General features: G+C 67.6%; 20 protein-coding genes and 1 other RNA gene. 8 read left to right on the top strand and 13 right to left on the bottom strand.

Going from position 1 to position 23,162, the window contains the following annotated elements:
* Nucleotides 1-2 precede the first annotated feature (2 nt).
* Together F8M74_RS31115 and F8M74_RS31110 are read right to left on the bottom strand one after the other, a co-directional pair.
* Nucleotides 3-962 (bottom strand): phosphoribosylaminoimidazolesuccinocarboxamide synthase, encoded by a 960-nt coding sequence (locus F8M74_RS31115; protein WP_141256312.1) that lies wholly within the window; start codon nt 960-962, stop codon nt 3-5.
* 71 nt (nt 963-1,033) lie between these two features.
* Nucleotides 1,034-1,621: a hypothetical protein gene (locus F8M74_RS31110; RefSeq protein WP_043613242.1), complete on the bottom strand. Its 588-nt coding sequence runs from the start codon at nt 1,619-1,621 to the stop codon at nt 1,034-1,036.
* A gap of 51 nt (nt 1,622-1,672) precedes the next feature.
* On the opposite strand from F8M74_RS31110, the gene F8M74_RS31105 reads away from it, so the two are divergent.
* Complete coding sequence (locus tag F8M74_RS31105) at nt 1,673-2,404, top strand: RNA methyltransferase (protein WP_141256311.1); 732 nt, start codon at nt 1,673-1,675, stop codon at nt 2,402-2,404.
* Between the two features lie 37 nt (nt 2,405-2,441).
* Here the strand turns inward: F8M74_RS31105 and F8M74_RS31100 are convergent, their stop codons facing one another.
* From F8M74_RS31100 to F8M74_RS31090, 3 genes are all read right to left on the bottom strand, one after another.
* Nucleotides 2,442-2,708, bottom strand: coding sequence for a vegetative protein (locus F8M74_RS31100; protein WP_140789263.1), 267 nt, complete (start codon nt 2,706-2,708; stop codon nt 2,442-2,444).
* A 154-nt stretch (nt 2,709-2,862) separates the two neighbouring features.
* A complete protein-coding gene (locus tag F8M74_RS31095; protein WP_141256310.1) occupies nt 2,863-4,125 on the bottom strand; it encodes a S1C family serine protease in 1,263 nt (420 codons plus the stop codon).
* An 82-nt stretch (nt 4,126-4,207) separates the two neighbouring features.
* Entirely contained in the window at nt 4,208-4,495 is a 288-nt protein-coding gene (locus tag F8M74_RS31090) for a hypothetical protein (protein ID WP_011552170.1), read from the bottom strand.
* Nucleotides 4,496-4,590: 95 nt separating this feature from the next.
* Between F8M74_RS31090 and F8M74_RS31085 the strand changes: the two genes are divergently transcribed.
* Genes F8M74_RS31085 through F8M74_RS31075 form a run of 3 tightly spaced genes read left to right on the top strand, consistent with a single transcriptional unit; the run spans nt 4,591 to nt 7,135 of the window.
* Nucleotides 4,591-5,667, top strand: coding sequence for a CFI-box-CTERM domain-containing protein (locus F8M74_RS31085; protein WP_141256309.1), 1,077 nt, complete (start codon nt 4,591-4,593; stop codon nt 5,665-5,667).
* Nucleotides 5,664-6,242, top strand: coding sequence for a TlpA disulfide reductase family protein (locus tag F8M74_RS31080; protein WP_141256308.1), 579 nt, complete (start codon nt 5,664-5,666; stop codon nt 6,240-6,242). Before F8M74_RS31085 ends, F8M74_RS31080 begins: the two co-directional genes overlap by 4 nt.
* A gap of 23 nt (nt 6,243-6,265) precedes the next feature.
* Nucleotides 6,266-7,135 (top strand): tetratricopeptide repeat protein, encoded by an 870-nt coding sequence (locus F8M74_RS31075; RefSeq protein ID WP_141256307.1) that lies wholly within the window; start codon nt 6,266-6,268, stop codon nt 7,133-7,135.
* Nucleotides 7,136-7,179: 44 nt separating this feature from the next.
* Here the strand turns inward: F8M74_RS31075 and F8M74_RS31070 are convergent, their stop codons facing one another.
* From F8M74_RS31070 to F8M74_RS31060, 3 genes are all read right to left on the bottom strand, one after another.
* Nucleotides 7,180-9,099, bottom strand: a complete 1,920-nt coding sequence (locus tag F8M74_RS31070; protein WP_141256306.1) for an OmpA family protein — start codon at nt 9,097-9,099, stop codon at nt 7,180-7,182.
* 79 nt (nt 9,100-9,178) lie between these two features.
* A complete protein-coding gene (locus F8M74_RS31065; RefSeq protein ID WP_141256321.1) occupies nt 9,179-10,795 on the bottom strand; it encodes a pitrilysin family protein in 1,617 nt (538 codons plus the stop codon).
* Nucleotides 10,795-12,159 carry a pitrilysin family protein gene (locus F8M74_RS31060; RefSeq protein ID WP_141256305.1) on the bottom strand — a complete coding sequence of 455 codons (1,365 nt, stop codon included), beginning with the start codon at nt 12,157-12,159 and terminating at the stop codon, nt 10,795-10,797. The genes F8M74_RS31065 and F8M74_RS31060 overlap by 1 nt, the downstream gene beginning before the upstream one ends.
* A 219-nt stretch (nt 12,160-12,378) precedes the next feature.
* Here F8M74_RS31060 and ssrA point away from each other — a divergent pair.
* Nucleotides 12,379-12,744: a transfer-messenger RNA gene (gene ssrA, locus F8M74_RS31055) on the top strand.
* Between the two features lie 65 nt (nt 12,745-12,809).
* Here the strand turns inward: ssrA and F8M74_RS31050 are convergent.
* From F8M74_RS31050 to F8M74_RS31030, 5 genes are all read right to left on the bottom strand, one after another.
* Nucleotides 12,810-14,024: a tyrosine-type recombinase/integrase gene (locus tag F8M74_RS31050; protein ID WP_141256304.1), complete on the bottom strand. Its 1,215-nt coding sequence runs from the start codon at nt 14,022-14,024 to the stop codon at nt 12,810-12,812.
* Entirely contained in the window at nt 14,021-14,272 is a 252-nt protein-coding gene (locus F8M74_RS31045) for a helix-turn-helix domain-containing protein (protein ID WP_141256303.1), read from the bottom strand. Before F8M74_RS31045 ends, F8M74_RS31050 begins: the two co-directional genes overlap by 4 nt.
* The gene (locus F8M74_RS31040; RefSeq protein WP_141256302.1) at nt 14,269-15,717 is read right to left on the bottom strand and encodes a DUF5906 domain-containing protein; all 1,449 of its coding nucleotides are present in this window, start codon (nt 15,715-15,717) and stop codon (nt 14,269-14,271) included. Before F8M74_RS31040 ends, F8M74_RS31045 begins: the two co-directional genes overlap by 4 nt.
* An 83-nt stretch (nt 15,718-15,800) precedes the next feature.
* Nucleotides 15,801-16,916 carry a hypothetical protein gene (locus F8M74_RS31035; protein WP_141256301.1) on the bottom strand — a complete coding sequence of 372 codons (1,116 nt, stop codon included), beginning with the start codon at nt 16,914-16,916 and terminating at the stop codon, nt 15,801-15,803.
* 260 nt (nt 16,917-17,176) lie between these two features.
* On the bottom strand, nt 17,177-17,413 hold the full coding sequence (locus tag F8M74_RS31030; protein ID WP_140874021.1) for a hypothetical protein: 237 nt from the start codon (nt 17,411-17,413) through the stop codon (nt 17,177-17,179).
* A 531-nt stretch (nt 17,414-17,944) separates the two neighbouring features.
* On the opposite strand from F8M74_RS31030, the gene F8M74_RS31025 reads away from it, so the two are divergent.
* From F8M74_RS31025 to F8M74_RS31015, 3 genes are all read left to right on the top strand, one after another.
* On the top strand, nt 17,945-18,865 hold the full coding sequence (locus F8M74_RS31025; RefSeq protein WP_162295116.1) for a DUF2381 family protein: 921 nt from the start codon (nt 17,945-17,947) through the stop codon (nt 18,863-18,865).
* 11 nt (nt 18,866-18,876) lie between these two features.
* Nucleotides 18,877-20,718: a serine/threonine protein kinase gene (locus F8M74_RS31020; RefSeq protein WP_228560514.1), complete on the top strand. Its 1,842-nt coding sequence runs from the start codon at nt 18,877-18,879 to the stop codon at nt 20,716-20,718.
* Between the two features lie 178 nt (nt 20,719-20,896).
* The gene (locus F8M74_RS31015; RefSeq protein WP_141256298.1) at nt 20,897-22,192 is read left to right on the top strand and encodes a protein kinase; all 1,296 of its coding nucleotides are present in this window, start codon (nt 20,897-20,899) and stop codon (nt 22,190-22,192) included.
* The last annotated feature ends 970 nt before the right edge of the window (nt 22,193-23,162 follow it).

Below are 23,162 nucleotides of genomic sequence, written 5' to 3'. Positions count from 1 at the left end.
GGCTACTTCAGGTAGCCCTTCTCACGCAGGTTGCGCTCGATGCGGGCCTTCACGTCGCCCGGCTCCAGCGTCAGCGTGGTGCCGGTGATGTGCTCGTAGGCCGCCACGTACTTCGCGGCTAGGTCCACGCGTACGTCGTCCGGGATGGGCGGAGGCGTACCCTGGCCAGTGAAGTTCCGCTCGCGGATGAGCCACTGGCGGATGTTCTCCTTGTCCAGCATGCGCTGGTCCTCGCCCTTCGCGAAGCGCGCCTCGTACTCGTCGGCCACCCAGTAGCGGCTGGAGTCCGGGGTGTGCATCTCGTCGATGACGTAGAGCGTGTCGCCCACCTTGCCGAACTCGTACTTGGTATCCACGAGGATGAGGCCGCGTGAGCGCGCCCACTTCTGGCCCTCCGCGAAGAGGCCCAGCGCGGCCTCGGAGATGCGCGCCCAGTCACGAGGCGTGGCCAGGCCCCGCGCCAGAAGCTCCTTCTCGGAGATGGGCTCGTCGTGCAGGCCGTACTCCGCCTTGGTGGACGGGGTGATGAGGGGGGCGGGGAAGGCTTCGTCCTTGCGCAGGCCGTCCGGGAAGGGCAGTCCGTAGGCGGTGTGCGTGCCCTTCTGGTAGTCGCGCCACAGGCTGCCGGTGAGGTAGCCGCGCACCACCACTTCCACGGCGAAGGGCTGACAGGCACGCGCCACGGTGACGTTGGCGTCGGGCACGTCCAGCACGTGATTGGGAACGATGTGCTTCGTGCGCTCGAACCAGAACGCGGACAGCCGGTTGAGCACCTCGCCCTTGAAGGGGATGGTGGTGAGGATGTGGTCGAACGCGGACAGCCGGTCCGTCGTCACCAGGATGAGCCGGTCATCCTGCCGGTACGTCTCGCGAACCTTGCCACGGTAGTGCTGGCCTAGCGCGGGCAGGTCCGTCTGCTGGAGGGTGAGGGGAAGCTGCGCGTGAAGTGCGGAGGTATTCACTGTCGCCTCGCGACCCCTCTCTCTCGCGGGAAGGGCGAGAGGAAACGGGGCCTGACTTGAGGCGCGCGACTCTACTGGAGCGAAGCGGGCAGGGAAGAAGGACCGTACGCCGCTGCCAGGTAGAGGAAAGCTGGGTTGATGCGCAGGATTCCGTCCACGTAAGCGACCGCATAAGGCGCGCCCGACGCCCGGTCCACCTGGACCGCGCTGTTCGGCGCGATGCCCCAGTGGGCGAGCAGCGTGCGGGCCACCAGCTCGGCGGCTTCACGCTCGGAGAGGCCCTGAAGGCCCTCGCGGCGGTCATCCGGCCAACGCTCTCCGCCGGACTCGAACACCAGCTCCAGGGGCGCACCCGCGTCGGGGGCCTGGAACAGGTCCATCTTCGGGTCGAAGCCTGGCGCGGCGAGCAGCTCGCCCTGATGGCTGACCGGGAAGAGGACCAGGGCCTGGGCTGCCTGCCCGGCCTCGATGACGGACTGCCGGGCCACCTCGCGGAAGAGCTCCAGCCGCGTCGAGGGAGCCTCGAACTCGAGGAACTCCGGCGGGTTGGTGAGGGCCTGCCGCGCGCTCATCGTGGCACGGACAGGTGCACCCGCCTCACCACACGCGGTGAGGACCGTCACGAGAGAGAGGAGCAACCCAGGGAGCCAGCGACGCATCAACCGGGAATATACCGATCTGCTTCGGGATCAACCAGCTAAACTCAGCGCATGCGGCCAGGGGAGCAGCTTACCGTTGTCCTTCATCAGACGCGTTCAACCGACAACCTCGGCGCCGTGGCCAGAATCATGGCCAACTTCGGGTACTCACGGCTGATTTTGTCCGAGCCGGTGCTGAAGTCGATCGAGGGCGCGGAGCGTCTCGCGGTCAAGAGTGACTTCGTCTTGCGGGGCATGGAGGTGGCCTCCGACCTGGGCGAAGCGCTGAAGGACTGCGTGTACGCGGTGGGCACGACTTCTCGTACCCAGCTCAAGGGACGCACCGTGCTGACGCCGGAGGAGGCCATGCAGCGGCTGGCGGAGGAGAGCGTGCGCGGACGCGTGGCGCTGGTCTTCGGCGGCGAGCAGCGGGGCATGTCCGACGAGGACCTGGCGCGGTGCACGGACGTGCTCGCGATTCCCACGTCGGCAGTGCAGCCGTCCATGAACCTGGCGCAGTCGTCAGCGGTGCTGCTGTACCTCTGTCACCGTCAGGGGCTGACGCCCACGGCCGCGGTGGAGGAGGCGCCGGGCGCGAAGCTGGGTACGCTGGGTGCGCTGGCGAAGCGGATGCGGGACGTCATGCTGCTCGCGGAGTTCCTCAACCCGCAGGCGCCGCAGCATGTGCTGAACGAGCTGGAGCAGACGTTGATGCGTGCGCGGCTGACCCAGCGCGAGGCGGAGCTGTGGCTCACGGCCTTCAAGCACCTGGAGCGCGCGGTGACGCGGGGCGCCTCTCCCTGAGGAAGAGGCCGCCCCGGCGCCGACGGCGAGTCGCGGTCTACGCCGCGTCCTTCTTGAAGGCCTCGCCGTGGTGCTTCTCGCACAGGCCGCCCTTGAACGTCTTCACGCGGCACTCCGGCTTGGAGCAGGTGCGGTAACGGCTGTGCGGCAGGTCGCCCTGGCGCCACTGCTTGTAGTGGAAGTAGCAGTAGTTCTTGGCGCGGTACGGGCGCTTGCAGCCCTCCACGGTGCACGCCTTCTTGCCATTGCTCTTGGCGAAACGCGGCCAACTGGTGCGCTTCTGGGTCGTCTGGGCCTCGGCCATTGCGAAACTCTCCTGCGAAACGATGCGAAGTCGCGGCGCCACACCGAGGTGGACCCGCCGCAAGGGTACGGAAAAAGGCGCACTGTCTAGCGCCCATGACCCCCGAACGCAAGGAGCCCGGGAAACCAGGGTTCATCACCGCCCATCCTGGACTTCAGGGCGCGGGGGCGTTTTTTCCAGAACCCCCCGTCCCAGGGCCTGCTTCCCCCGAGGGCGGAGCCGCCTGGCGGCCCTTCGAGCGAGGCACCGGCGACAGCAGGTCGTCCATCACTGGCTGAGGGGCTCCCGCGTGCCGCCCGGGCGCGGTGCTGCTGGCCATGGTGGGTTGCGGCGTCTCCTCGGACGGCATCTCCTCCAGCTTGAGTGTCAGCTTCATCGGGCGCCCCAGCCGGTGGACCTGGAACTTCACGTCGCGGCCCACGCCCCGGGCGGCCACCTGCCAGCGCAGCGCATGCGCCCGGCGCACACGTCGCTGGTCCACGCCGACGATGACGTCGCCCACCTGCAGGCCCGCGCGCTCGGCCGGGCCGCCTTCGACGATGTCCGTCACCACCACCCCGCGGCCGCGCTGCAGGTTGAAGGCCTCGGCCACCTCCGGAGAGAAGTCCTGCACGCTCATGCCCAGCCATCCGCGGCGCACGCGGCCGTGGGACTTGAGGTGCGGAATCACCGTCTTCGCGATGTCGATGGGGATGGCGAAGCCGATGCCCTGGCCTGCCACGTTGACCGCGTTGGCCACCGCCACCACGTCACCGTGCAGGTCCAACACCGGCCCGCCGGAGTTGCCCGGGTTGATGGAGGCGTCCATCTGCATGTAGTCGAAGTCGCCGTCGCGCCCGTTGGGCGTCACGTCCGTGCGGCCCATGTAGCTGACCACGCCCACCGTCACCGAGTGGGTCAGCCCGAACGGGTTGCCGATGACGACAATCCAGTCCGCCGAGCGCACGTGCGACGCGGAGGCCAGTTTCAGCACGGGCAGCTTGCGGGGCGCGGCGATTTTCAGCAGCGCGCAGTCGGTGCGGGCGTCCTCGCCCACCACGATGGCCTCGAACTCCTCCACGTAGCCGCGCGGGTGCAGGACGGAGACGATGACCTCCGCCGCGCCCTCCACCACGTGCGCGCTGGTGAGGATGTAGCCGTCTGGGTGGATGATGAAGCCGGAGCCGATGCCCTTCTGCGCTTCTTCTCCAGCGGCGACGGCCTGCACGTCGGCGACCTGCTGTGTGGTGATGGACACCACGGAGGGCATGGCGCGCCGGGCGACCTCGCTCAGCGTGGAGCGTTGCTTCTGGAGGGCGCGGTTCTGTGACTCCACCCACAACCGATTGCGTTCGCGGCCGGTGGCTTGCGCTGGCAGCACCAGCGCGCACACCAGCGCGGCGAACAGGATGACACTCTTGCCTCGCGCCCTGCCCATGGCCCCGCCTCCACCCCGACCAGCCGCCTCCCGTGCAACCTAAGGAGGAGGGGAGGCCAGGGGAAGCGGGCCCGGAGGCGAACTACTTCTTCTGCGCGATGATGCGGTTCACCGCTTCACGGTCCTCGGCGCTGATGCGCTCACGAGGCGACGAATCCTTGTTTCCGGCGACGGCGTCCTTGGCGTCCTCGTACGCGTCCTCCAGCCCGTCCTTGAGCCGATCAACCGTGGAAGGGCTCACCGAGCGGCTCCACGCTCGCTCCATGTGGTTCAAGGGCGTGCGGCCATCCACCTTGCCCGAAGCCAGGAAGACGCCGAGCCCCACCGCACAGCACGTCCAGACGATGAACTTCAATGCGTTCACGCTCACAGCCTCCTACCTCTTCGTACACCAAAGGAGAGGGCGTGGCCAGTTTCCGACCGCTGCGGTGTCCAATGCGCTGACAGCGCGGGGTGGGGCCTTTAATGTCCGCGCGCTTGCAACCCGAAGAACTCTTTCAGGCGGCCCGTGAGCGGGCGGCGCAGTTGGACGTAGGGCGTGGCGACGCGGCGGTGGAGCGGGTGCGCGCGGCGGCCTCGGCTCTCTTCGTCCGTATCCCCGAACCGCCGGTGTACCGCCGCGCGGAGGACCCTTCCCGCAAGGCGGCCCAGGCCCTGCTCCCCGAAGTCGAGCGGGTGCTGGCGGAGGCGCTGGCCGCGGGGCGGGATGTCTCGGCGGTGGCCCCGCTGGAGAAGCTGGTGGCCGCGCTGCTGGCCCACGGCGAGGCGCTCTGCCACACAGCGGCCGGACGTCTGGAGGCCGCGGAGACGGCCTGGCGCCGGGCGCAGGAGCTGGAGCGCGCCGCGCACCCGACGCGCCACCTGGTGACGTCGCCGCCGCGTCCGCCGCCGGTGTTCGACAAGGGCTCGCGTGTGTCGCGCTATGACCCGCGGCCCGCGCCTCAGGCGAGCGTGAAGCTGGTGTGTCCGAACATGGGCTGCAAGCGGGTGGGGGACTACGCGTTCCTCACCAGCCACGCCTACAACCGCTTCATCTGTCCGGTCTGCCGCACGCCCTTCCTGGCGTACTTCGGCGAGCTGCGCGGACTGGAGGTCGAGGTCGGCCGCAGCTCCAAGCGGTACTTCTTCACGGTGGACGAGGTCGGCACCACGGGCAGCACGCGCATCGAGTTCGAGGAGGCCAGCGGCCAGGAGTTCCCCTCAGCGCGGCGCGACTTGCTGGCGTTCGTCTACACGGAGGCGCGCGAGCTGAAGGCGGTGGTGAACCTCACCAACCAGCGGCTCATGTGGGTGAGCCCGGCGTCCTCGTGCTTCGTGGCCACGGTGGCGTTCGGCGAGGGCGCGCCGGAGCTCGTGGCCTTCCGCGCCTACCGCGACGACGTGCTGCGGAAGAGCGCGCCGGGTCGGGTGTTCATCCGGGGCTACTATCGGTGGGGCCCTGACGTGGCGGTGTGGGTGTCGCGGCGCCCGGTGGCTCGTGAGGGTGTGCGGTGGGTGCTGCGGCGGGTGCATGGCCGCCTGACCAGGAGTGGATTCGCGTGACGGATAGCATCGGAGCTCCGCCTCCGGCCCCGAAGAAGGCGGGCGGCGGAACGAAGCTGGTACTGGGACTGCTGGGGGCGCTCGGCGTGGGCGGCGTGGTGTACCTGGGCGTGCTGGAAGCGCAGCGGGCCCGGCTGGTGCCGGATGGGACGACCGCGCCGACCATGGAGATGGCGCGCCATGGCGGTGGCACGATGAAGCTGGAGGACCTGAAGGGCCAGGTGGTGATGCTGGACTTCTGGGCCACCTGGTGCCCGCCGTGCCGTGAGGAGATGCCGGCGCTGGTGAAGCTGGCCAAGGAGTACGAGCCGCAGGGGCTCGTCTTCGTGGCGGCCAGCCGGGATGACGGCGACCGCGCGCCCAAGCTGGTGGAGGCCTTCATGCGCAACCACCTGCCGGAACTGGCGCCGTACGTGGTGTACGCGGACGACAACGTGGCGCAGGCCTTCCAGGTCAGCGCGCTGCCGACACTCTACTTCCTGGACCGCGACGGCAAGGTGATGGACGCGCAGCGCGGCGCGCTGTCCGAGGACGGCATCCGCCGCCGCATCGAGCGCGCGCTGAAGCAGCCATGACGCCTGAGTAGGGGGGATTTCACATGTCCTGGTTCCTGACGCTGTCCCTGCTCGCGGCCACGCCGGAGGGCGGCGCCGCGAAGAAGGCGGAGGATGCCGAAGCGCTGCGTCTGCGCGCCACGAAGCTCTACCGGGCGAAGAAGCTCGGCGAGGCCTGCCCTTTGTTCGAGCGCGCCGCGAAGCTCGCGCCGGAGCACGGCCCCACGTTGGCGGACCTGGGGCTGTGTCTCCAGAAGCAGGGCCGGAAAGAGCAGGCCCTGGCCGTCTACCTGCGCGCGCTCAAGGCGAGTGGCGCGGACGCAAAGACGCGCGCCAACGTCTACTTCAACCTCGCCGCGTTCCATGACGTGACGCCTGAAGCCCTGACGCTGGAGCACCAGCCCACGCCCCGGGGCCACTACCTGGTCATTCGCGGCGCCGGGCCGTGCGCGGACCTGCCCTCCTCGGAGCCGAGCTGCGGCACCGTGCTGCAGGCGTGCCTCAGCGAATGGGTGGCGCCCGTCGAGGCCGTCTACGCGGAGACACCGCCGATGTTCTACACGGAGACGGGCTTCAACATGCACGTCAACGGGGCCGGAGCGAGGGAGGACGCGTCCACCCCCGCGCGGCGTGGAGAGGCGGGGTACTGCCCCAACGCGCCTTCGCCGGCGGATGGGGGGGCCCCGACGGGGCGGCACTGCCTCTACTGGGCGAGCAACGAGATGCACGACGAGTGTCACTACAAGGAACACGTCTGCGAGGCGCAGCTGGAGCCGTGGCTGAAGAACGGAGGCGACTGCAAGTTCGTCTACGTGAATCCTTGCGAGGGCCGTGTCGCCGTCGCGTGTAGCGGCGCCCGCTTCTCGCCCAAGCAGGTCTGGGTCGGCGAGGTGTTGGTGGCGCCCGTCCGCTGAGTGGGGCGGGCGCCTCCCGGGCGCTCCGCCCCTGCTCGCGTGGGCTACTGCTTGCCGTCCTTGCCCGGGGCCGCGTTGGCCGGCGTCGTTCCCGGCGGCGGCGGCTGGCCCGCCGGGACAACGGTCTCCTTCTTCTCCGTCTCCATCTCGGCGCGCACGAGCCGGAAGTCGACGCGCCGATTCTTCGCGCGGCCCAGCGCCGTGTCGTTGGTGGAAATCGGGTTGTCGAAGCCGAAGCCCTTGGAGCTGAGGCGCTTGCGCGCGATGCCCTTGGCCACCAGGTACTCAAGCACGGACTTCGCGCGGCGGTCGGACAGGCCCATGTTGAGGGCGCGCGAGCCGCGATTGTCGGTGTGGCCTTCGATGAGGACCGGACCCAGCGTCGGGTTCTTCCGCAGCACCGTCGCCACCTCGTCCAGCAGCGGGTACGACTGCTTCTGGATGACGGCGGAGCCCGTCTCGAAGAGCACGTTGCCCTTGATGCGGATGCGGTCGGACTCGACGACGACATACGGCGGCGAGTCGTACGGGCAGCCGTTGTTCTCCGGCGGACCGAACTGCTCGGGGCAGTCGTCCTCGTTGTCGGGCACCTCGTCGCCGTCGGTGTCCGGGCAGCCGTCGTAGTCCTTCGGGCCGGGCTTGTCCGGGCACTTGTCGAGCGTGTCGGGGATGCCGTCGCCGTCCGCGTCGTTCTCGTCCTCCGGGCAGCCCTTGTTGGACTTGGGGCCCGGCTTGTCGACGCAGGCGTCCTCGCCGTCGACGACGCCGTCGCCGTCCGTGTCGTAGTTCGGGTCCGGGCATCCCTTGGTGTGCTTGGGGCCCTTCTCGTTGGCGCAGCCATCCTCGCCGTCGGGGATGCCGTCACCGTCGTTGTCCGGGTCGGGGCAGCCGTCGCCGTCCTGGAATCCGTCGATGTCCTCGGGCTCGTTGGGGCAGCGGTCGCGGATGTCGGGCACGCCGTCGCCGTCCGAGTCGATGAACGTCTCGTCGTAGCGCACCGCGAACATCACCCGCAGGGCCTCGCGGCCATAGCCGCTGGACAGGTTGATGCCGCGGCCGACGTTGAGCTCCATGCCCCAGTTGCCCCAGACCTTGGCGCGGGCGCCCACCAGCGCCTCCCACGGCGTCTTGAGCGTGTCGGCCTGGTCGAAGTTGAAGGGGCGCACCAGCGGGGTGCCCAGGTGCATTTCCGCCACGGCCTCCACGTCCGTGAAGCGGCCCATGTTGGGCAGCTCCGCGATGGCGCCCGCACCCAGCGTCAGCTCGTCATCCACGAGCAGGTTGAGGTACTGCGCATGGGGCCGCAGCCGCACGCCCACGTTGCCGAGCACGCGGATGGGCACGGGGAGGGCGGTGAATCGCTGCTCCAGCGCGATGCGAGGCGCCCAGAGCACGCCGCGCTCGCCGGTGAAGCTGGAGGCGCTGCCGGTGGGCAGCCGGACCTCGGCGACGAGCGACACGCCCACTGGGAACTTCTCGCGGTCCAGCAGGTGGACGCGCGGCAGCAGGCGGATGTCGCCCAGCGTGGTTCGGCCCACGCCCGCGGCGCCCGGGAAGTTGGGCGCGTTCAGCGCGTCGCGCAGCAATTGGAAGTTGTCACCCTGGAGCAGCGTGACGGGCAGGTCCACCGCCAGCTCCAAGCGCTCATGGAGCTGATAGGCGAACAGCAGGTGCGCATCGAGCCGGTAGGGCAAGAGGTCGCCCAGCTTCTCGTCGCCCAGCTTCAGGGCGAGGATGCGCCAGTTGAAGTCGAACAAGAGCGCCGCGCGGAAGCTCCCAGCGGGCAGCGCGTTGCTCGTGCCTTCCAGCGCGATACCGCTGTGCTGAGCCGCGGTGGCCTTGACGGGAACGGCGTCGAATCCGCGAGCGAACGGGTCGTGGTCGGCGTGCACAGCCATCGAGGCCAGAAGCAGGCCCAGGACGGCGAGTCGGGTGGCTGAACCACGCAAGCTGAAGCCTCGCATGTTTCAGGCTCATAGCACCCGACTCCGGGGGGTGGAAGGAAATGACCCACCCCCCGGCACTGCTGATTACAGCCGTGTGTTATTTCTCCATGAACTGCTGCGCGGGGATGACTTGGATGGCCTCCGGGCGCAGGGGCAGCTTGGACGAGGAGATGGCCTGGTCCTGCGTCAGCAGCTCCTCTGACTTGGGCGACGCGTAGGTGATGGGCGACGGCGCACCGGAGCGCAGCGCCTGAGCGAGCCCCTCCGCGTCCTCGGTGACGAAGGCGAAGTTGAGGGCCTCGGGCTGCACGCGGCGGCGCAGCGCCTCCTGGACGGACTGCGGCGTCATCTTCGCCATGGCCTGGCGGTACTGCTCCAGGAAGTCGGGCGTGCCGTAGAAGAGCCCGTCAATGGCGTAGCCCAACCGACGCTGGTCCGTCTGTTCCCACAGGCGGGTGTATCCCTGGAGGAAGCCGCGCATCAGCTCGAAGCGCTCCTGCGGGATGCCCTCCTTCACCATCTGGTCCAGGAAGAACACCGCGCCGCGCGTGGCGAACACGCCGTTCGTGGGCACCACGGGGCGAATCCACAGGGACAGGTCCTGCTGCGTGCGCGCGATGTTGGTGCGGTTGTACGTTGTGCCAGGCGACTCGATGAAGTGCTCGGCGTAGGCGTAGTCGCCGTAGTTGAGGCCGCGCTTCTCGCGCAGCTCGGTGAAGAGCACGCCAATGGACTGGCGGTGCTCGCCCAGGTTGGACATGGCGAAGGCCACCGGGAAGAAGTCCGGGTCGCCGCGGCGGATGGTGCTGACAAAGCCCATGCTGACGGCGGTGGAGAGCGTGGGCTTCTGGATGATGACGGTGCGGCCGGCCGTCGTCGGCACGGCGGGCAGCTCCACGCGCGGAGCGCCCTTCTCGGGCAGCGCGGACAGGCGCGAGCTGAGCGCCTGTGCGAGCGCATCATCCACCGCGCCCGCCAGGCCGATGACGAGCCGGTCCTGCGTGAAGACGCGCTGGGCATGGGCCTTCACGTCGTCCAGCGTAATCGCCTTCAACCCCTGCACGGTGCCGCCGGTGAAGTGCGCGTAGGGGTGGCCCTGGTAGAGCAGGGCGTCCAGCGCGACCTTGCCCAGGGCCTCGTCATTGGCGCTGCGCAGGCCGTTCTCCACGTCGCTGATGGCGTTGGCGCGCAGGCGCTCCAACTCGGCGGCATCCAGGCGCGGGGCCAGGAGCACGTCGGTGAAGATGTTCTGGAAGCGCGTCAGGAAGTCCTTGTGGACGCGGCCGGAGAGCGTCGTGAACTCCTTGTCCACGAAGACGTCCAGCTCCGCGGCCATGGGGTACAGGGCCTCCAGCAGTTGCGAGGCGGTGAGCTTTTGCGTGCCGCCCTCGGCCATGAGTTGCGCGGTGAGGGCGGTGAGACCCTCCTTGCCCTTCGGGTCGTCCACGGAGCCGGTGTGGAACACGAGCCGGAAGGAGACGATGGGCGAGTCCGGACGCGCCAGGACGACCTGCTCCATGGGCTTGGGCTGGCGCAGCGGCGTCGCGGGCACGGCCTCCGGGCGCGCGGGCTGCGGAGCTGGCTCGGGCGCCGCCGCCTGGGCGGGCACCGCGGGCGGCGGCGCATTCTCGTCGGGAGGCGGCGCCTGGGGCGTGGTGACGCAGCCGGCGAGCCCCAGCAGGGCGGTGAGGGACATGAGCGCTCGGGTCTTCATCACTTCGTCCCTCCCTGGGCGTCCGTCTTGGGGGTGAGGCTGAGCAGGATGAGCTTGTTGGCGGTGAGGTAGCGCTTGGTGAAGTCGGAGAGCTGCGCGGGCGTCACCTTGGGCAGGCTCTGCAGGTGGCGCTGGAAGCCGTCGGGCGAGCCCGTGACGCCGGCGTACCAGCCGAGCTGGATGCCCACGTCGCGAGGCGTCTCCAGGGCCATGAGCGCGCCGTAGCGGGCGTGGTCCTGGATGGCCTTGAGCCGCGCGGCGTCCACGCGGCCAGCGGCGAGCCGGCTGACCTCCTGGAGCAGCGTCTTGCGGACGGTGTCGCGGTGGCGCTCGTCCTTGAGGGTGGCGGTGAGGGTGAAAAGGTGCGGGTCGCGGTGCTCGGAGTAGTCGCTGCCAATGGACTCCACGAGCTGCTTGTCCAGGACCAGCGTCTTGTAGGCGGGGCTGGTGGGGCCGGCGAGGTAGTCCACGAGGAGCGTCTGGATGGCAGCGTCGGTCGGGCTGGTGCCGGCGCCGGGCGTGCGCCACGCAATCACCTGCCGGGGCTGCGTGGGCTGAGGCCAGTCGATGTGGGCGGTGCGAGGGCCCTTCTGGGGCGGCTCGGCGGGGACGGAGACCTGGGCGGCCTTGCGGTCCCAGGGGCCGTAGTGCTGGCGCACGAGCTCCATGACCTTGGCGTCGTCGAAGTCGCCGATGATGAAGAGCAGGGTGTTGTCGGGCGTGTACCAGCGCTCGAAGAAGGTGCGGCTGTAGTCATAGGCCTGGGGCATCGCCTGGATGTCCTTGTAGAAGCCCATGGTGGTGTGTTGGTACGTGTGGCGGGTGAAGGCCGCGGCGTTGAGCTCCTCCTCCATCTTGAGGAAGGGGGCGGCGGCGTTCTTGTGGTACTCGCCGAGCACGGCGAGCGCCTCCGTCTGGAAGGACGGCTCGCTGTACTCCAGGTTCCGGAAGCGGTCCGCCTCGATTTCGATGAGCTGGGGCAGGCCAGCGGTGGGGCCGTAGGAGTAGTAGAGGGTGATGTCGTCGGTGGTGAAGGCGTTGTCGTCGTAGCCGAAGTTCCCGAGGATGCGCTCGCGGTCGCCTTCCGGGTGCGTCTTCGTGCCCTTGAACATCATGTGCTCGAAGAAGTGGGCGAAGCCGGTGCGGCCGGGTTCCACCTCGTTGCGCGAGCCCACGCGGACCACGGTGACGTAGGCGATGATGCCGCGCGACGGGTAGGGCACGCGGACCACGGTGAGGCCGTTGGGCAGGGTGTCCGTGTGGAGGGTGTACGGGAACGCGTCCGACGCCGGGGTGGGCGTGGCGGCGGCGGCCGGCAGGGCGGTGCCCAGCAGGAGCAGAAGGAGGGGGAGCAGTCGTCTCATTCAGGTGCCTCGTGGCCGGGGCGGAAGAAGCGGGACCCGGCGGGTAGGCGACCCTACGACGGCTGGCTCGGTGGGGGAGGGGCTTGTGCGCGGAGTGTCTACGGCCGTGCGCCCAGAAGTGCCCGCGGCCATTCAGGAGGATTGACGCGCCCCCGTCAGCGGTTAATCTGAGGAAGACGCGGCGCAGTGAGTGGCCGCGTGACGTGCAGTGAACCTACCGGGGGCGACCTGGTTTCGACGGGGGCATTGAAGTTCGAGACGCGTGCCGAGCTTGTCAGGTAGCTCGTAAATTCAACCCGGCAAAGACACAAAAGCCAACGACAACGTTGAGCTCGCGCTGGCTGCCTAAAAACAGCTCTTAGTGCGCGGTCCCCCCGCCCTCGGCCTGTGGGGTTGGGACAGACCGTCATAATGCAGGCTGGTTGCCGAGGGGGCCTGGACCCGAGGTGACGAGACCTTCCCAGGACCGGCTCTGAGTATCCCGTCCGTGGGAGCCTCAGGGACGTAGCAAATCGCGGACTACGCACGTAGGGTCGAAGAACGGACGGCTTTCGGACGCGGGTTCGATTCCCGCCGCCTCCACTGAGTGAAGCCCAGCAATCTCAACGGGTTGCTGGGCTTTTTCTTTGTCCTCGTAGCTTCATGTGCCCTCAGTGTGCCCCTGCGGCGTCTCTGCTCGGTTCGGCCTGGAGCTGGGGCGCTGGCTGGTCGAGCTGCTGCACTGCACTCTCCCGGGCCCCCGGCGCGAGGTGGGCGTACCGATTCGTGGTGCTGAGGTCTGCATGGCCCAGTAGCTCCTGAATGACCTTCATCGGGATGCCCCGCATGGCGAGGTGGCTGGCGTAGGTGTGCCGTAGGTCGTGCCAGCCGATTTGCCCCACTTCGCGGGTGATGCCTGCCGCCCGGAGGGCTCGACGAAGGGGGGCCTTCATCTTTCCTTCGGTGAGCGGCTGTCCGTCTTCTTGGCAGAAGACATAGCGGCCTCGCAGGTGACGATGGGTCTTGAGCGTTTCCACCACCGAAGTCGGGACGTCCACGGTCCGTTCGCGCCCGCCCTTGGGCAAGTCCTCAACGCCCCTCCAGACGGTGCGGCGAACCTGGAGCTTGCGACGCTGCAAATCCAGGTCGTTCCACTGGAGCCCGATAAGCTCCCCCTCCCGCAGCCCTGTCTTGATGGCCACGAGAATCAATGGCCGCCACTCCGGTTCGGCTGCATCGATGAGCCGTTCGGCTTCCTCAAAGGTAAGGAAGTCGAAGTCGGGCTTGGGCAACTTCCCGAAGGGCTTCACGTAAGGAGCCTCCCGGATGACCTTCTGCTCGACCGCGACGGCCAGGAGTTTGCTGAGCGAAGACAAGACGTTGTTGATGAACTTCTTGCTCAGTGGATTGGGCGTCACGTCCTTGCGCTTTCTGATGGCTGCCTTTGTGGGGGCTGCCTTGCGTGAGCGCGCAGCCGAGGGCTTCTTCTTCATGGCGGCTTTGAAGTCCTCGATTTGCGACGGGCCGATGGCGTCCAGAGCCATCTCTCCGAAGAACGGAATGATGTGGTCTTCCTGGTGCTGCTGTTTGGTGACGACGGTGGAGTGTTTGTCGTTGTTCTCGCTGTAGGTGAGGAAGCGCGGGACGAACTCCCCGAGGGTGAGGATTCGGTCCGGCTCGCTTTGCTTCTCCTTTCCGAAGGTTCCAGTCAGCAGTGCGTGGCGAACCTGACGCTCGTACTCTTCAGCTCCACGGCGGGTGTTGAGCGGAGACGCCTTGCGGATGCGCTCCACACGCCCGTCGGGGTGCTGGTACTTCACGTCTACCCACCACGCCTCCTGCACCTTTCCCTCCTTCGTCTTCCACTTCCGCAGCCTGACGCTCATGGCTTCTTCTCTCCGAGCGCAGGACCGCAGTTACCCGGCATCCAGTTTACCAAGGCGCTTCGACGGATGCGGAGGACTCTTCCGAGCCGCACGATGCCAGGCACCTGCCCGAGCCGGATGGACTCATAGAGCGTCTTCCGATTCACGCGCAGGAGTGCTGCGGCTTCTTCCACGGTGAGGAAGTCGGGGGCCCCGGGGAGAGCCACCGCTGCGAGCACAGGGGCTTTGCGACAAGTGCTGTGGCTCATGAAGGTTTCCCCAGCAATCGGTCCCGCAGGGAGCGCGGCCTCGCGACGTGGGGATGGGCATTCGAGGTTGATGGTGGGATGGAGTTCGGCGAGGGGAACGGAACGACCTTCGCGTCGTAGGTCGAAGGGGCATCGCTCCGGCTCACGTGCCATGGCGGAAGCCAGCCCCGCGCTTTGCTGTCGCGTTGCTCAACCCAACCCGCTGGCTTCAACGCGGCCAGGAAGGTCCGTTTCTGTGGTGCGTGCTTCTGTCCGGTGGACTTGCAGAACCCCACCAGGGCCATGAAGAGGGCGTCATTTGTGAGCGCTTGGGTCTTTCCGACTCGGGGCCCCGTGCTCGTGGTCCAAATCGAGGCGAAGTAGGGGACGTGTGTCGCCCAATTGTAGAGCTGTCGGTCTGGCTCAGGGCTCTCGCTGAGTTCACGGAGGAATTGCTCCGTCACGGGCTCGCTGAGCTGCTGGAGTTCATCGCGGGATGCGTTCGTGTGAGGTCTGCGGACGCGCTTCATGTCCACCGCGCGGGTGCTCATCTCGTAGGCGAAGGCGGCCACCTGCCGCATGAACTCTGGGGTGAAGGCGTCATCCGTGCCCGGAGCATGGAGCGACTCCAAGAAATCGCGGTGGGACAGCCCCAGGTCCGGGTGTTGGTACTCGGCGGGCTTCGTCCTGTTGTGGAAGACCGTCCATCGCCGGTCGCTCTCCTCCAGTTCGATGGGCTTGGAGCGGTTGGTTGCCGCGATGAGCGCGACGCGGTTGACCGCTGGAGTACGGGCAACGCCCTTGCTCTCCAGGAACACCTCGCCATCGGTGATGGTCGCCTTGAGACCGTCGCCCAGCGACCCACCACGCTTGTGGTTGTCGAGCAGTTCGTTGGCGAAGACCAACAGCTTCGTGGCGAAGTGGTGGTTGTAGGGCTTGGCGAGGTCGGCTTCCCCAATCTGGACGCAGTTCGCTGGGCCGAGTACGTGCGCCAGGATGCGATAGAGCACGTTCTTTCCGGTGCCCGGGGGCCCCTGGAGCAGGACCGCGGTTCCCGGCTTGGAGCCCGGGTTCTGCACCTTGAACGCAATCCAGTTCAGGAGCCAATCAAGTCCGGCATCGTCCTCCGCGAGCCAGAGAAGGACGCGGCGCACGTCGGCCCAGTCCCCCGGCTCAGGGGCGAGCGTAGGCGCCTCCCAGGTGTTGACCAGGAGCGTTTCGTCCTCGCGCGGCAACAGCTCGGGGGCGTTGGGGCGGCATTCGAGCCCCATGACTCCGACGCAGAGCTGCGGCACGTTGGGTCCTACGGCCAAGGGGCTGGCACCTCTCGGCCACGAGTCACGTGGGGGAAGAAGCTGGCGCAGTATCAAGTAGTCCTCGGCGGCCTTCTGGGTGAGGAAGTCCGAGCTGAAGGAGCGGCCACCCGGTCGGCGCGACAGGTAACGCTCCAGGGGGACGACCTTCACCAGAGGAAGTCTCGCAACAACGGCGCGTGCAGCTTCTTCGTCGGCGTTCGAAGCGGCCTCATTTTCGGGAGGGCAGTTCGGAGTCATGAGGCGCTCCCAGTTCGGTGGTTGGAGGTCGCCACGAGCAGGACGGTTCGACGCCATGCGGCTTCTTCCGCCTCGCGATTGGCCTTCCGCTGAAGGTCCCACTGCTGGAGCTTGGCGCGTGCGCCGTCCAGTCCTCGAAGCGCCTCCCCCCAGACGTCGCGGGAGGGCTCCAGCTTGCCGAGCGCATCCACTGAGCGCTGGGCGATGGCGAGCAGGCTCTCCGAGCACTCATCGGGCGAGGCAACCCGGGCCAGCATCTCCGTCAGGCGGTTGATGCCAAGGTGGCGTTGCCCGTCGAGCATGAGCACTGCGCCTGCGTCCATCTGCGCGATGACCTGGCAGTAGTCCTTCCGTTTGAAGCGGCTCAGTCGCTTGCGAATGACCTGGAGGTCCACGGAGGCCGCTCCGGCGACCTGCCGCACGCTGGGGCGCTCGATGTAGCGGGCGAAGGGTTGGCGCAGCATGGGGCCAAACAGCGCTTCCACGTCGAGTGGTTGGCCTCGGTGATGTTCGGGAGTCGGGCGCGGTGTGGGGTTCGCGGGGTTCCAACTCGGCAGGTAGTAGAGGCGCGCCACATCCTTGCAGGACGCATCCACCTTCAACGCGGACGTAGCCTGCGCCGCGAGTCCCAAGTAGTCCATGAGGTGCGGCCAGAGGCTGTCGGCCCACCGGTTTGGCGAGCCAACCGCGACGGGCTCACTGAATGGGAGGACGACGCGGTAGCGGATGGGCTTGAAGTGATGCCCGTAGGAGTGGGTCGGGTATGCGAGGAACCAGAGGCCACGTTGGCGAAGGCTCGCGAGCCACGCGTCCAACGCGGCCAGCTCCTCGCAGTCGAAGTCCACGACGGCCAGGGCGACGTGCGAGAAGTTCGCATTGCGCCTGTATGGCGTGGGTGTGGGGTCGCCGCCCTTGCCCTCGTAGAGCCCATTGGCGCGAGGTGGGAGAGGCTTGGCGGGGATGACGGCGTGACCGTCCTTCTCCGTGCGAAGCGTCGGGTCCAGGGCGTCCTCGAAGAACTCCGACATGAGGCCATCGATGGACGAGAACTCCCGGACGGAGAGTTGGTCTGGCTGGAAGCGCGAGGGGGTGATGCAGAGAGTCCAAGTCATGGGGCCCGACGCTGGGGAGTTCGATGGATGCACGACGACGGCGCGGTGTTGAACAGGGAGTGGCGACACTTCGCGGGGGTGTGACGGACGCCCCGGCGCTGGGTGTTCCGTCACAGCTCCGTCATGGCTTTTTTCACTCTGTAGGTGACGGAGTGACGGAGACCTCTCATTCCTAAGAGAAGAAAGAAGAAGAGGGAGAGGAGACCATCGTCCGTCAGTCACAGCGTCATGGCCCCGGTGGGGTTGGGGACAGTGCGCGCTCATTCGCCCTTCCCGACAAGGCTGTAGGCCCGAGGCACCGCGCCGCGAACGCCGGGCTGGTACTTGGAGAACTCGCGCACCACGCCAGCAGCGACGAGCACCGCGAGGCAGCGCCGGATGGCCTGCTCTCCCGCTCCGAGCGCGCCGCACAGCTCCTTCACGGTGCGCCCGTGGGGGCCTGCGTCGGTGAGCGCTGCGACGATGCGAGGGCGGTACTGCTCGACCTGTTCAATCATGTGCTGGGCTCCTCAAACGGTGTTGATGGGGACGCCCGCCGCGCGTGGTCCACTGGACTGTCATGGCTACGTCTAGCGGTGTCCTTCCCCCGGTAAATGCGTGCGGCTTTTGCGGGTGGCCCACGCGGCCATTTCCGGGCCATTTTTCGGCCACGGCTGACTGGATGTGGTCTCAGCTAAATGGGTGCGGATTCCGTGGGTGGCGCGGGCGACCTGCGAAGGCCCCCCGGCTCGGATTTCCGATGGGTGGCCACTCAGGACCGTGCTTGGCGGTGGTACACGCTGAGAAAATCCCGCAGAAAATCGCGAGGCTCCCTTGCCGCGATGTGTTCAGCGTGGCGCGGTGATTCCGGAACTTCCTGAACACATGCAGCATGGGGACCGCGTGCTCCGAGGGGAGTTTTGAGGGGCGCGGGGCATAGGTTTAGAGAAAAACCGCAGCCTCCTTCGTGCCAGGACAAACGGAGAAGGGGCTGGAAGCCGCGCTCATCCTGGTACGGTCCTGCCATGCCCCCTGGAGGTCGTCCGCGCGTGTTCTCGTCACTTGCCCGGCTTGCCCTGCCCCTCGTGCTCCTGGTGGGCCTGACGGCTGCGGCACAGCCCCAGGATGCCCTCCGTGGGCGGGAGCTGAAGCGGCGGCGGGTGGCGCTCTCGGCGGCCACGGCTGGCAACCCCGTGGCGCTTCACGTCGCGCCGGGCTACCTCACCGCGTTGGAGTTCGACTCCCCTGTGGACCGTGACGCGGTGGTACTTGGGGACCCTGGGGGGCGACTCGCGCTGTTCGAGGTCACGTCACGAGCCATCTTGCTCAAGCCCGCGATGGAGCTGGGCCCCGGGCGAGGCGTGGAGCTGAACATTCCGTTCGCGGATGGGGCCGCCCCTGTCCGCGTCGTGCTCTCGCTGGTCACGCACCCCTCCGAGGTCGACGCGCAGGTGATGGTGTCGCGCCTCCCACGCACGGCGGAAGCGATTCAGGCCGAACTGGACGAGGTGCGTGCCACCTGTGCGGCCAAGGATGCCGAGTTGGAAGCGCTCCGGGCCCGGAACGTGGCCAGTGGCCCTGCCGGGATGATCCTCGCGGGGTTGCTGAACGATCGAGGATTCAAAGCCGGAAGCCCTGAGAGGTTGCTGTCGCAGGGAGGGGGGGATTTGGTCTCGCGGGATGTTGTGACGTACCGATCAAGTGGGTGGGGAGCTGTGTCCCTATGGGTCCGCAACATTGGCTCTCACCCTTGGACGCCCGTGGAGGCACGGCTCACCGTGGCTGCGAACGGTGAACGCATCAACGTGCTCGCGGTGCGCATGAAGGAACCTCGGATCGAACCGGGTGGGACAGCCCTTGTGGTGGTGGAGACTGGGGCACCCAACTGGCCGGAAGGCGCGGCGCTCCGGTTGGAGCTGCGCGACAACGACGGGGGGCGGCGCCTTCTCATTCCTCGACTCCCGTTCTAGAACCGCCTTCCATGTTGATCGGGTTGAGTCCGGCACACCTGCAACCTGGGCAGACGGTGGACGGCTGGCGCGTCGTGAAGCCGCTGGGCGCGGGGAGCTTCGGCGCCGTCTACCTCGTGGAGAAAGAGGGCCACCACTTCGCGATGAAGATGGCCATGCACCGGGCCAGTAGTGGAGACGCTGAACAGGCCGACGCGCGTCTGCTGCGGGAGATGGTCTGCCTGTCCCAGGTGAGCGGCCACGCCAACGTTGTGAAGGTCCACGCCCACGGGCGTTGGCAGCACCCGACCCAGGGGTGGCTCTACGTCGTGCTGGACTACGTGGAGGGCTACACGCTGGGGGAGTGGGTGGAGAAGACGCACCCTACGGCGCATGAAGTGGCCCGGGTGTTCGGCAAGCTTTCGGGCGCTCTCGCTCACCTGCATTCGCGTGGCGTCTTTCACCGAGACTTGAAGCTGGGAAACATCCTCGTGCGCGCCACGGATGGTGAGCCCTTCATCCTGGATTTCAGCGCAGGGGATTACACGCTGGCCCCGGAACTGACGGACACGCCCTTGCCACCTGGCACCCGGCGCTATCGCTCCCCTGAAGCGTCGCGCTTCCTTCGCGAGCACGGAGAGGAGCACGACGCGCGTTACGAGTTCAAGGCGACCGACGACGTGTACGCGCTGGGCGTCTGCCTCTATGACGTGCTGACCAATCCCCGGCCTTTGAGCGAAACGCCCCGCGTCCTGGTGGGCGCCCAGTGGCCTCCCCCCGCGCCGCACGCTTTGAATCTGCGCGTGCCCGTGTCCTTGAGTGCTGCGGCCATGCACTTCATCGAGCGCCACCCCGAGAAGCGCGCTCCTTCCGCTGAAGTTATGCGGCGCGAGTTGGACGCGCTGCTACACGAAGAGGGCGAGGCGTGGACGGCGACGTTGCATGTCCCCACGGCCCACCTTCCGCTTGCCCTGGACGTGGCGCATAACGACGTGCCCCAGGACGAAGCACCGCCATCAACGCCGAAGCGTGCCCCTGGGCGACGCGTGGCGGGCGCTGTGGCCTTCCTGGCGCTCGTTGTGGCCTCGCTGGTGGGCTACGTGGCTCTACGCCCCACGGCCCCAGCACAGCAGGCACAGCGGCTTGTGGAGCCCCCCGCGCCGCTCCCATCAACGGATGCTGGCGTCGTTGAGTCGGTGGCCTCCTCCGTCCCTCCTACACCCCCTGTGTCGTCCCCTGGGGTAGCTTTGCCCCCTCCCGTACCTGTCGAGAAAGAAAGCCCTCCCGTGAAGCGCGCTCCCGTTCCGATGTCCCCTCTCGCCGAGTCCACCGCCAGGAAGCCAAAGGCCCTGGCCTCCCGTCCGAGCTGGCCCCCCTCTCCGTGGGCGGGGTTCCTCAAGACGTGCGCGGGTGCGACCGCTGTCGCCGCGCTGTCCATGGGCTGCCCTGGTGCCCAATTACGTCCCGAGCCCGGCGCCTGCCCTTCGGAGGCACGCGACGCCATGTTCAACTGGGCGAACAAGAGAGGGCTTCGCTTGGAGGTCGGGGACAGGGTGATGTTGACCCTGGACATTCGCCAACCCGGCGACATCGGTGAACCGGGCTCCTATGCTGACGGCCCAGTTACCGGCGTGGTGAACATCAGCAACGTGCGCGGATTGCCAGAGGGCACGCGGCTGTCGGGCTACTTGTGGACGGGCGGGGAGTACCTCGTGGGCCGCTACACGGAGGCTCATCTCTCCGATGGGCGCGCAGTTCCTGTGTGCATCGTTCTGGGAAAGCGTGGGTACGTAGAGAAGGAGGACTGGTCCAAGCCAGGGGCTGCGGTGGTGGGGCGAAGTCTCCCCGCGTATGCCGTCGAGCGTTGGCCCTAGTTTTCCTCGGGAAACGTAAAGGAACTTTGCAAATTCGACCTATCTCTGTTCACTTGGAGTGAATGAGATTTCCATCTTTTTAGACCTGACACGTCGTTCAACTCGGAATGGGCTGGCAGTACCTTGAGTTTGCCTTTGCGCGAATCCCTCTCGCGCGGGCACTCGGAGCTTCCTGCCCATGTCCAATCCGTCTGACTCTCGGCCTGCCGGGAGCGCTGTCCTATTCACCAACGGCGACACCTCCTACGAGTTCTTCCGGGACTTGGGAGAGGGGCGCGTAGGGGAGCGAATCCTCCTTGCGCAGACCCGCACGCCCAAGGGCCTCGGTGACTGCGTGGTGCTCAAGTGCTTGCCGGTGCCGAAGTCCACGGACGCGACGGAGAAGTACCACCGCGCCCGTGCCCGCCTGGAAGAGGAGGTGCGGCTGGCGCAGTACCTTCGTCACCCGCGCATCGCGCGCGTCCATGGCCTCCATGAAATCCCGCAGGGTTTGTGCGTGGCGATGGAGCATGTGGAGGGGCTGTCCCTCAACACGTTGCTGGCCGTTGCCCAGTCGCGCGGGCGCTACTTCTCCGAGGCGTTCATTCTCTACGTGGGCGCGGAGGTCGCGGCGGCGCTGGCCTATGCGCACGAGCGCACGGACGACGCGGGCTTTCCGCTCGGCATCGTCAACCGTGACGTGAATCCCGCTCGAATCCGCGTGGGGCCCCATGGTGAGGTGCGGCTGACGGATTTCGGTGTGGCCCTCTCTCGTCTCTCGGGGCGGCTGGCCACGTCCCTGCCGCGCCCCCAAGGTGAAGTCCTCTACTCGGCACCGGAGATGTTGCTGGGCGAGGTGGTGGACGCGCGAGCCGACGTGTTCTCCCTGGGACTGACGCTGTTGGAGTTCGCCACGGGCCGTCACCTCTACGACCCGGGCCATGTCCGCATTGAAGAGGTGGAATCGCGGATGTCGAAGCCGGAGCGGGAGCAGGCGTTCTCGGCTTCGGTGGCGTCAGTGGTGGCGGAGTTGCCCGACTTCGCTGAAGACGCCATCTGGTGCGCCATGGCATTCCGCTCCGACGACGTCGAGCAGGCCGCGCGAGGGCTCTCCGTGCCCCTTCGGGACATCCTCCACACGATGCTGCGCAGAAGTCCTGCTGAACGCTTCGGGACGGCTGCTGAGCTGGAGGTCATCTTGCGTGCCCAGTTGGCGCGGCTGGGGCCCTACACCCGCGAGGATGCCTTGGGAGAGATTCAGCGGGCGCTCGCGGATGCCAGTGAAGGACTTTGGGACTTCGAGGTGCCCAGCGATGAGGGAGGCATTACGCCCCCTGTGCCCACGGGGCGGGGCGGCTACGAGCCCACGACGGAAGCGCCGTCATCCCTTGGGGGCGCGCGTCGTGCGTTGGCGGGCTCTCTCCATCCGGACGACGTGCCAACGGAGCCCGGTGCAGGCCCCCGGCGTGCGTTGACGAAGCAGCCGACCGTTTAACGGCGGCCCTCAATCCCTCTCACCACTGCTGATTCACCACCGGCCCGACTCAAGTCGATGAGCCGACCGGGAGACGTGTGTTTCTCGTGCCTCAAGTCGGGGCACGCACAGGAGGCGTGTATGCACAGGAAGCGAAGGTATCTGTCCGCGCTGTTGCTGGTGCTTCTGCTGCCGATGACGGGATGGGCCTTGGAGCCTCCCTCTCCAGAGGAAGAGGCGCCGTCCACTCCACCGGCCTCGCCCGCGCGCAGGTGGTACTACCTGACGCGCCTGGAGGCGACGACGTTTGCGCTGCTCCCTCGCGCGGGCGCTGGTGGTGATGACGGCTTCATCCAGGTGGAGCCCACCTTCATCATCGACGGTGGCCCCGAGTTCGGCGTCAACGTGGGCGCCCCAGTGCGCTTTCGCATGTGGGGTGGTGGCGAGGGCGCGGGCCTCGTGCGGCGGGAGGATTGGGACTCCCTCTCGGACTGGGGGCAACTCGTCCGCGGCCTCAAGTTCGGCTCGGACAACGCGCCGCTGGGAGTGTGGTTCGGTGGCCTGGACAGCTACAGCCTGCTTTCCGGGCATCTGGTGCGCCGCTACTCCAACCGCGCGAATCCGGACTACCACCCGGCAGGAGGCTTCCTCACTGGCACGCTGGGGCCCCTCTACACGGAAGCGTTCGTCTCGGACGTGCTGGGCGCTCGGCTGATGGGCGCGGAGTTCTCCCTAGACATGGAGCACGTCTTCTTCGGCAAGGCCAAACATCACAGCCGCTACACCCTGGCGTTGTCCGCAGTGCATGACTGGGGGCGCGCGGGTGGACGCGCGGCCTCAGTGACTCTGGCCCATGCGGACGCAACGGCGGTGGTGGTGGTGCGACCTGACTACGAGGTCCACTTGGTTGCGGGCTGGGGCGGGCGTCCTGGCGAGGGCGGCGCATGGGGGGCCTGCCTCTTATACACATCTGACGCTGCCGACGATCTTA

This window comes from Myxococcus sp. CA023 (assembly GCF_010998615.1).
Classification (GTDB): domain Bacteria; phylum Myxococcota; class Myxococcia; order Myxococcales; family Myxococcaceae; genus Myxococcus.
This window is presented reverse-complemented; position numbering and strand designations above follow the sequence as displayed.

Bases quoted from the DNA above. Each gene is read 5' to 3' on its own strand.
- F8M74_RS31110 (WP_043613242.1), bottom strand. From the start codon at position 1,621: ATGCGTCGCTGGCTCCCTGGGTTGCTCCTCTCTCTCGTGACGGTCCTC.
- F8M74_RS31105 (WP_141256311.1), top strand. From the start codon at position 1,673: ATGCGGCCAGGGGAGCAGCTTACCGTTGTCCTTCATCAGACGCGTTCA.
- F8M74_RS31100 (WP_140789263.1), bottom strand. From the start codon at position 2,708: ATGGCCGAGGCCCAGACGACCCAGAAGCGCACCAGTTGGCCGCGTTTC.
- F8M74_RS31095 (WP_141256310.1), bottom strand. From the start codon at position 4,125: ATGGGCAGGGCGCGAGGCAAGAGTGTCATCCTGTTCGCCGCGCTGGTG.
- F8M74_RS31085 (WP_141256309.1), top strand. From the start codon at position 4,591: ATGTCCGCGCGCTTGCAACCCGAAGAACTCTTTCAGGCGGCCCGTGAG.
- F8M74_RS31075 (WP_141256307.1), top strand. From the start codon at position 6,266: ATGTCCTGGTTCCTGACGCTGTCCCTGCTCGCGGCCACGCCGGAGGGC.
- F8M74_RS31070 (WP_141256306.1), bottom strand. From the start codon at position 9,099: ATGCGAGGCTTCAGCTTGCGTGGTTCAGCCACCCGACTCGCCGTCCTG.
- F8M74_RS31065 (WP_141256321.1), bottom strand. From the start codon at position 10,795: ATGAAGACCCGAGCGCTCATGTCCCTCACCGCCCTGCTGGGGCTCGCC.
- F8M74_RS31060 (WP_141256305.1), bottom strand. From the start codon at position 12,159: ATGAGACGACTGCTCCCCCTCCTTCTGCTCCTGCTGGGCACCGCCCTG.
- F8M74_RS31050 (WP_141256304.1), bottom strand. From the start codon at position 14,024: ATGAGCGTCAGGCTGCGGAAGTGGAAGACGAAGGAGGGAAAGGTGCAG.
- F8M74_RS31045 (WP_141256303.1), bottom strand. From the start codon at position 14,272: ATGAGCCACAGCACTTGTCGCAAAGCCCCTGTGCTCGCAGCGGTGGCT.
- F8M74_RS31035 (WP_141256301.1), bottom strand. From the start codon at position 16,916: ATGACTTGGACTCTCTGCATCACCCCCTCGCGCTTCCAGCCAGACCAA.
- F8M74_RS31030 (WP_140874021.1), bottom strand. From the start codon at position 17,413: ATGATTGAACAGGTCGAGCAGTACCGCCCTCGCATCGTCGCAGCGCTC.
- F8M74_RS31020 (WP_228560514.1), top strand. From the start codon at position 18,877: ATGTTGATCGGGTTGAGTCCGGCACACCTGCAACCTGGGCAGACGGTG.
- F8M74_RS31015 (WP_141256298.1), top strand. From the start codon at position 20,897: ATGTCCAATCCGTCTGACTCTCGGCCTGCCGGGAGCGCTGTCCTATTC.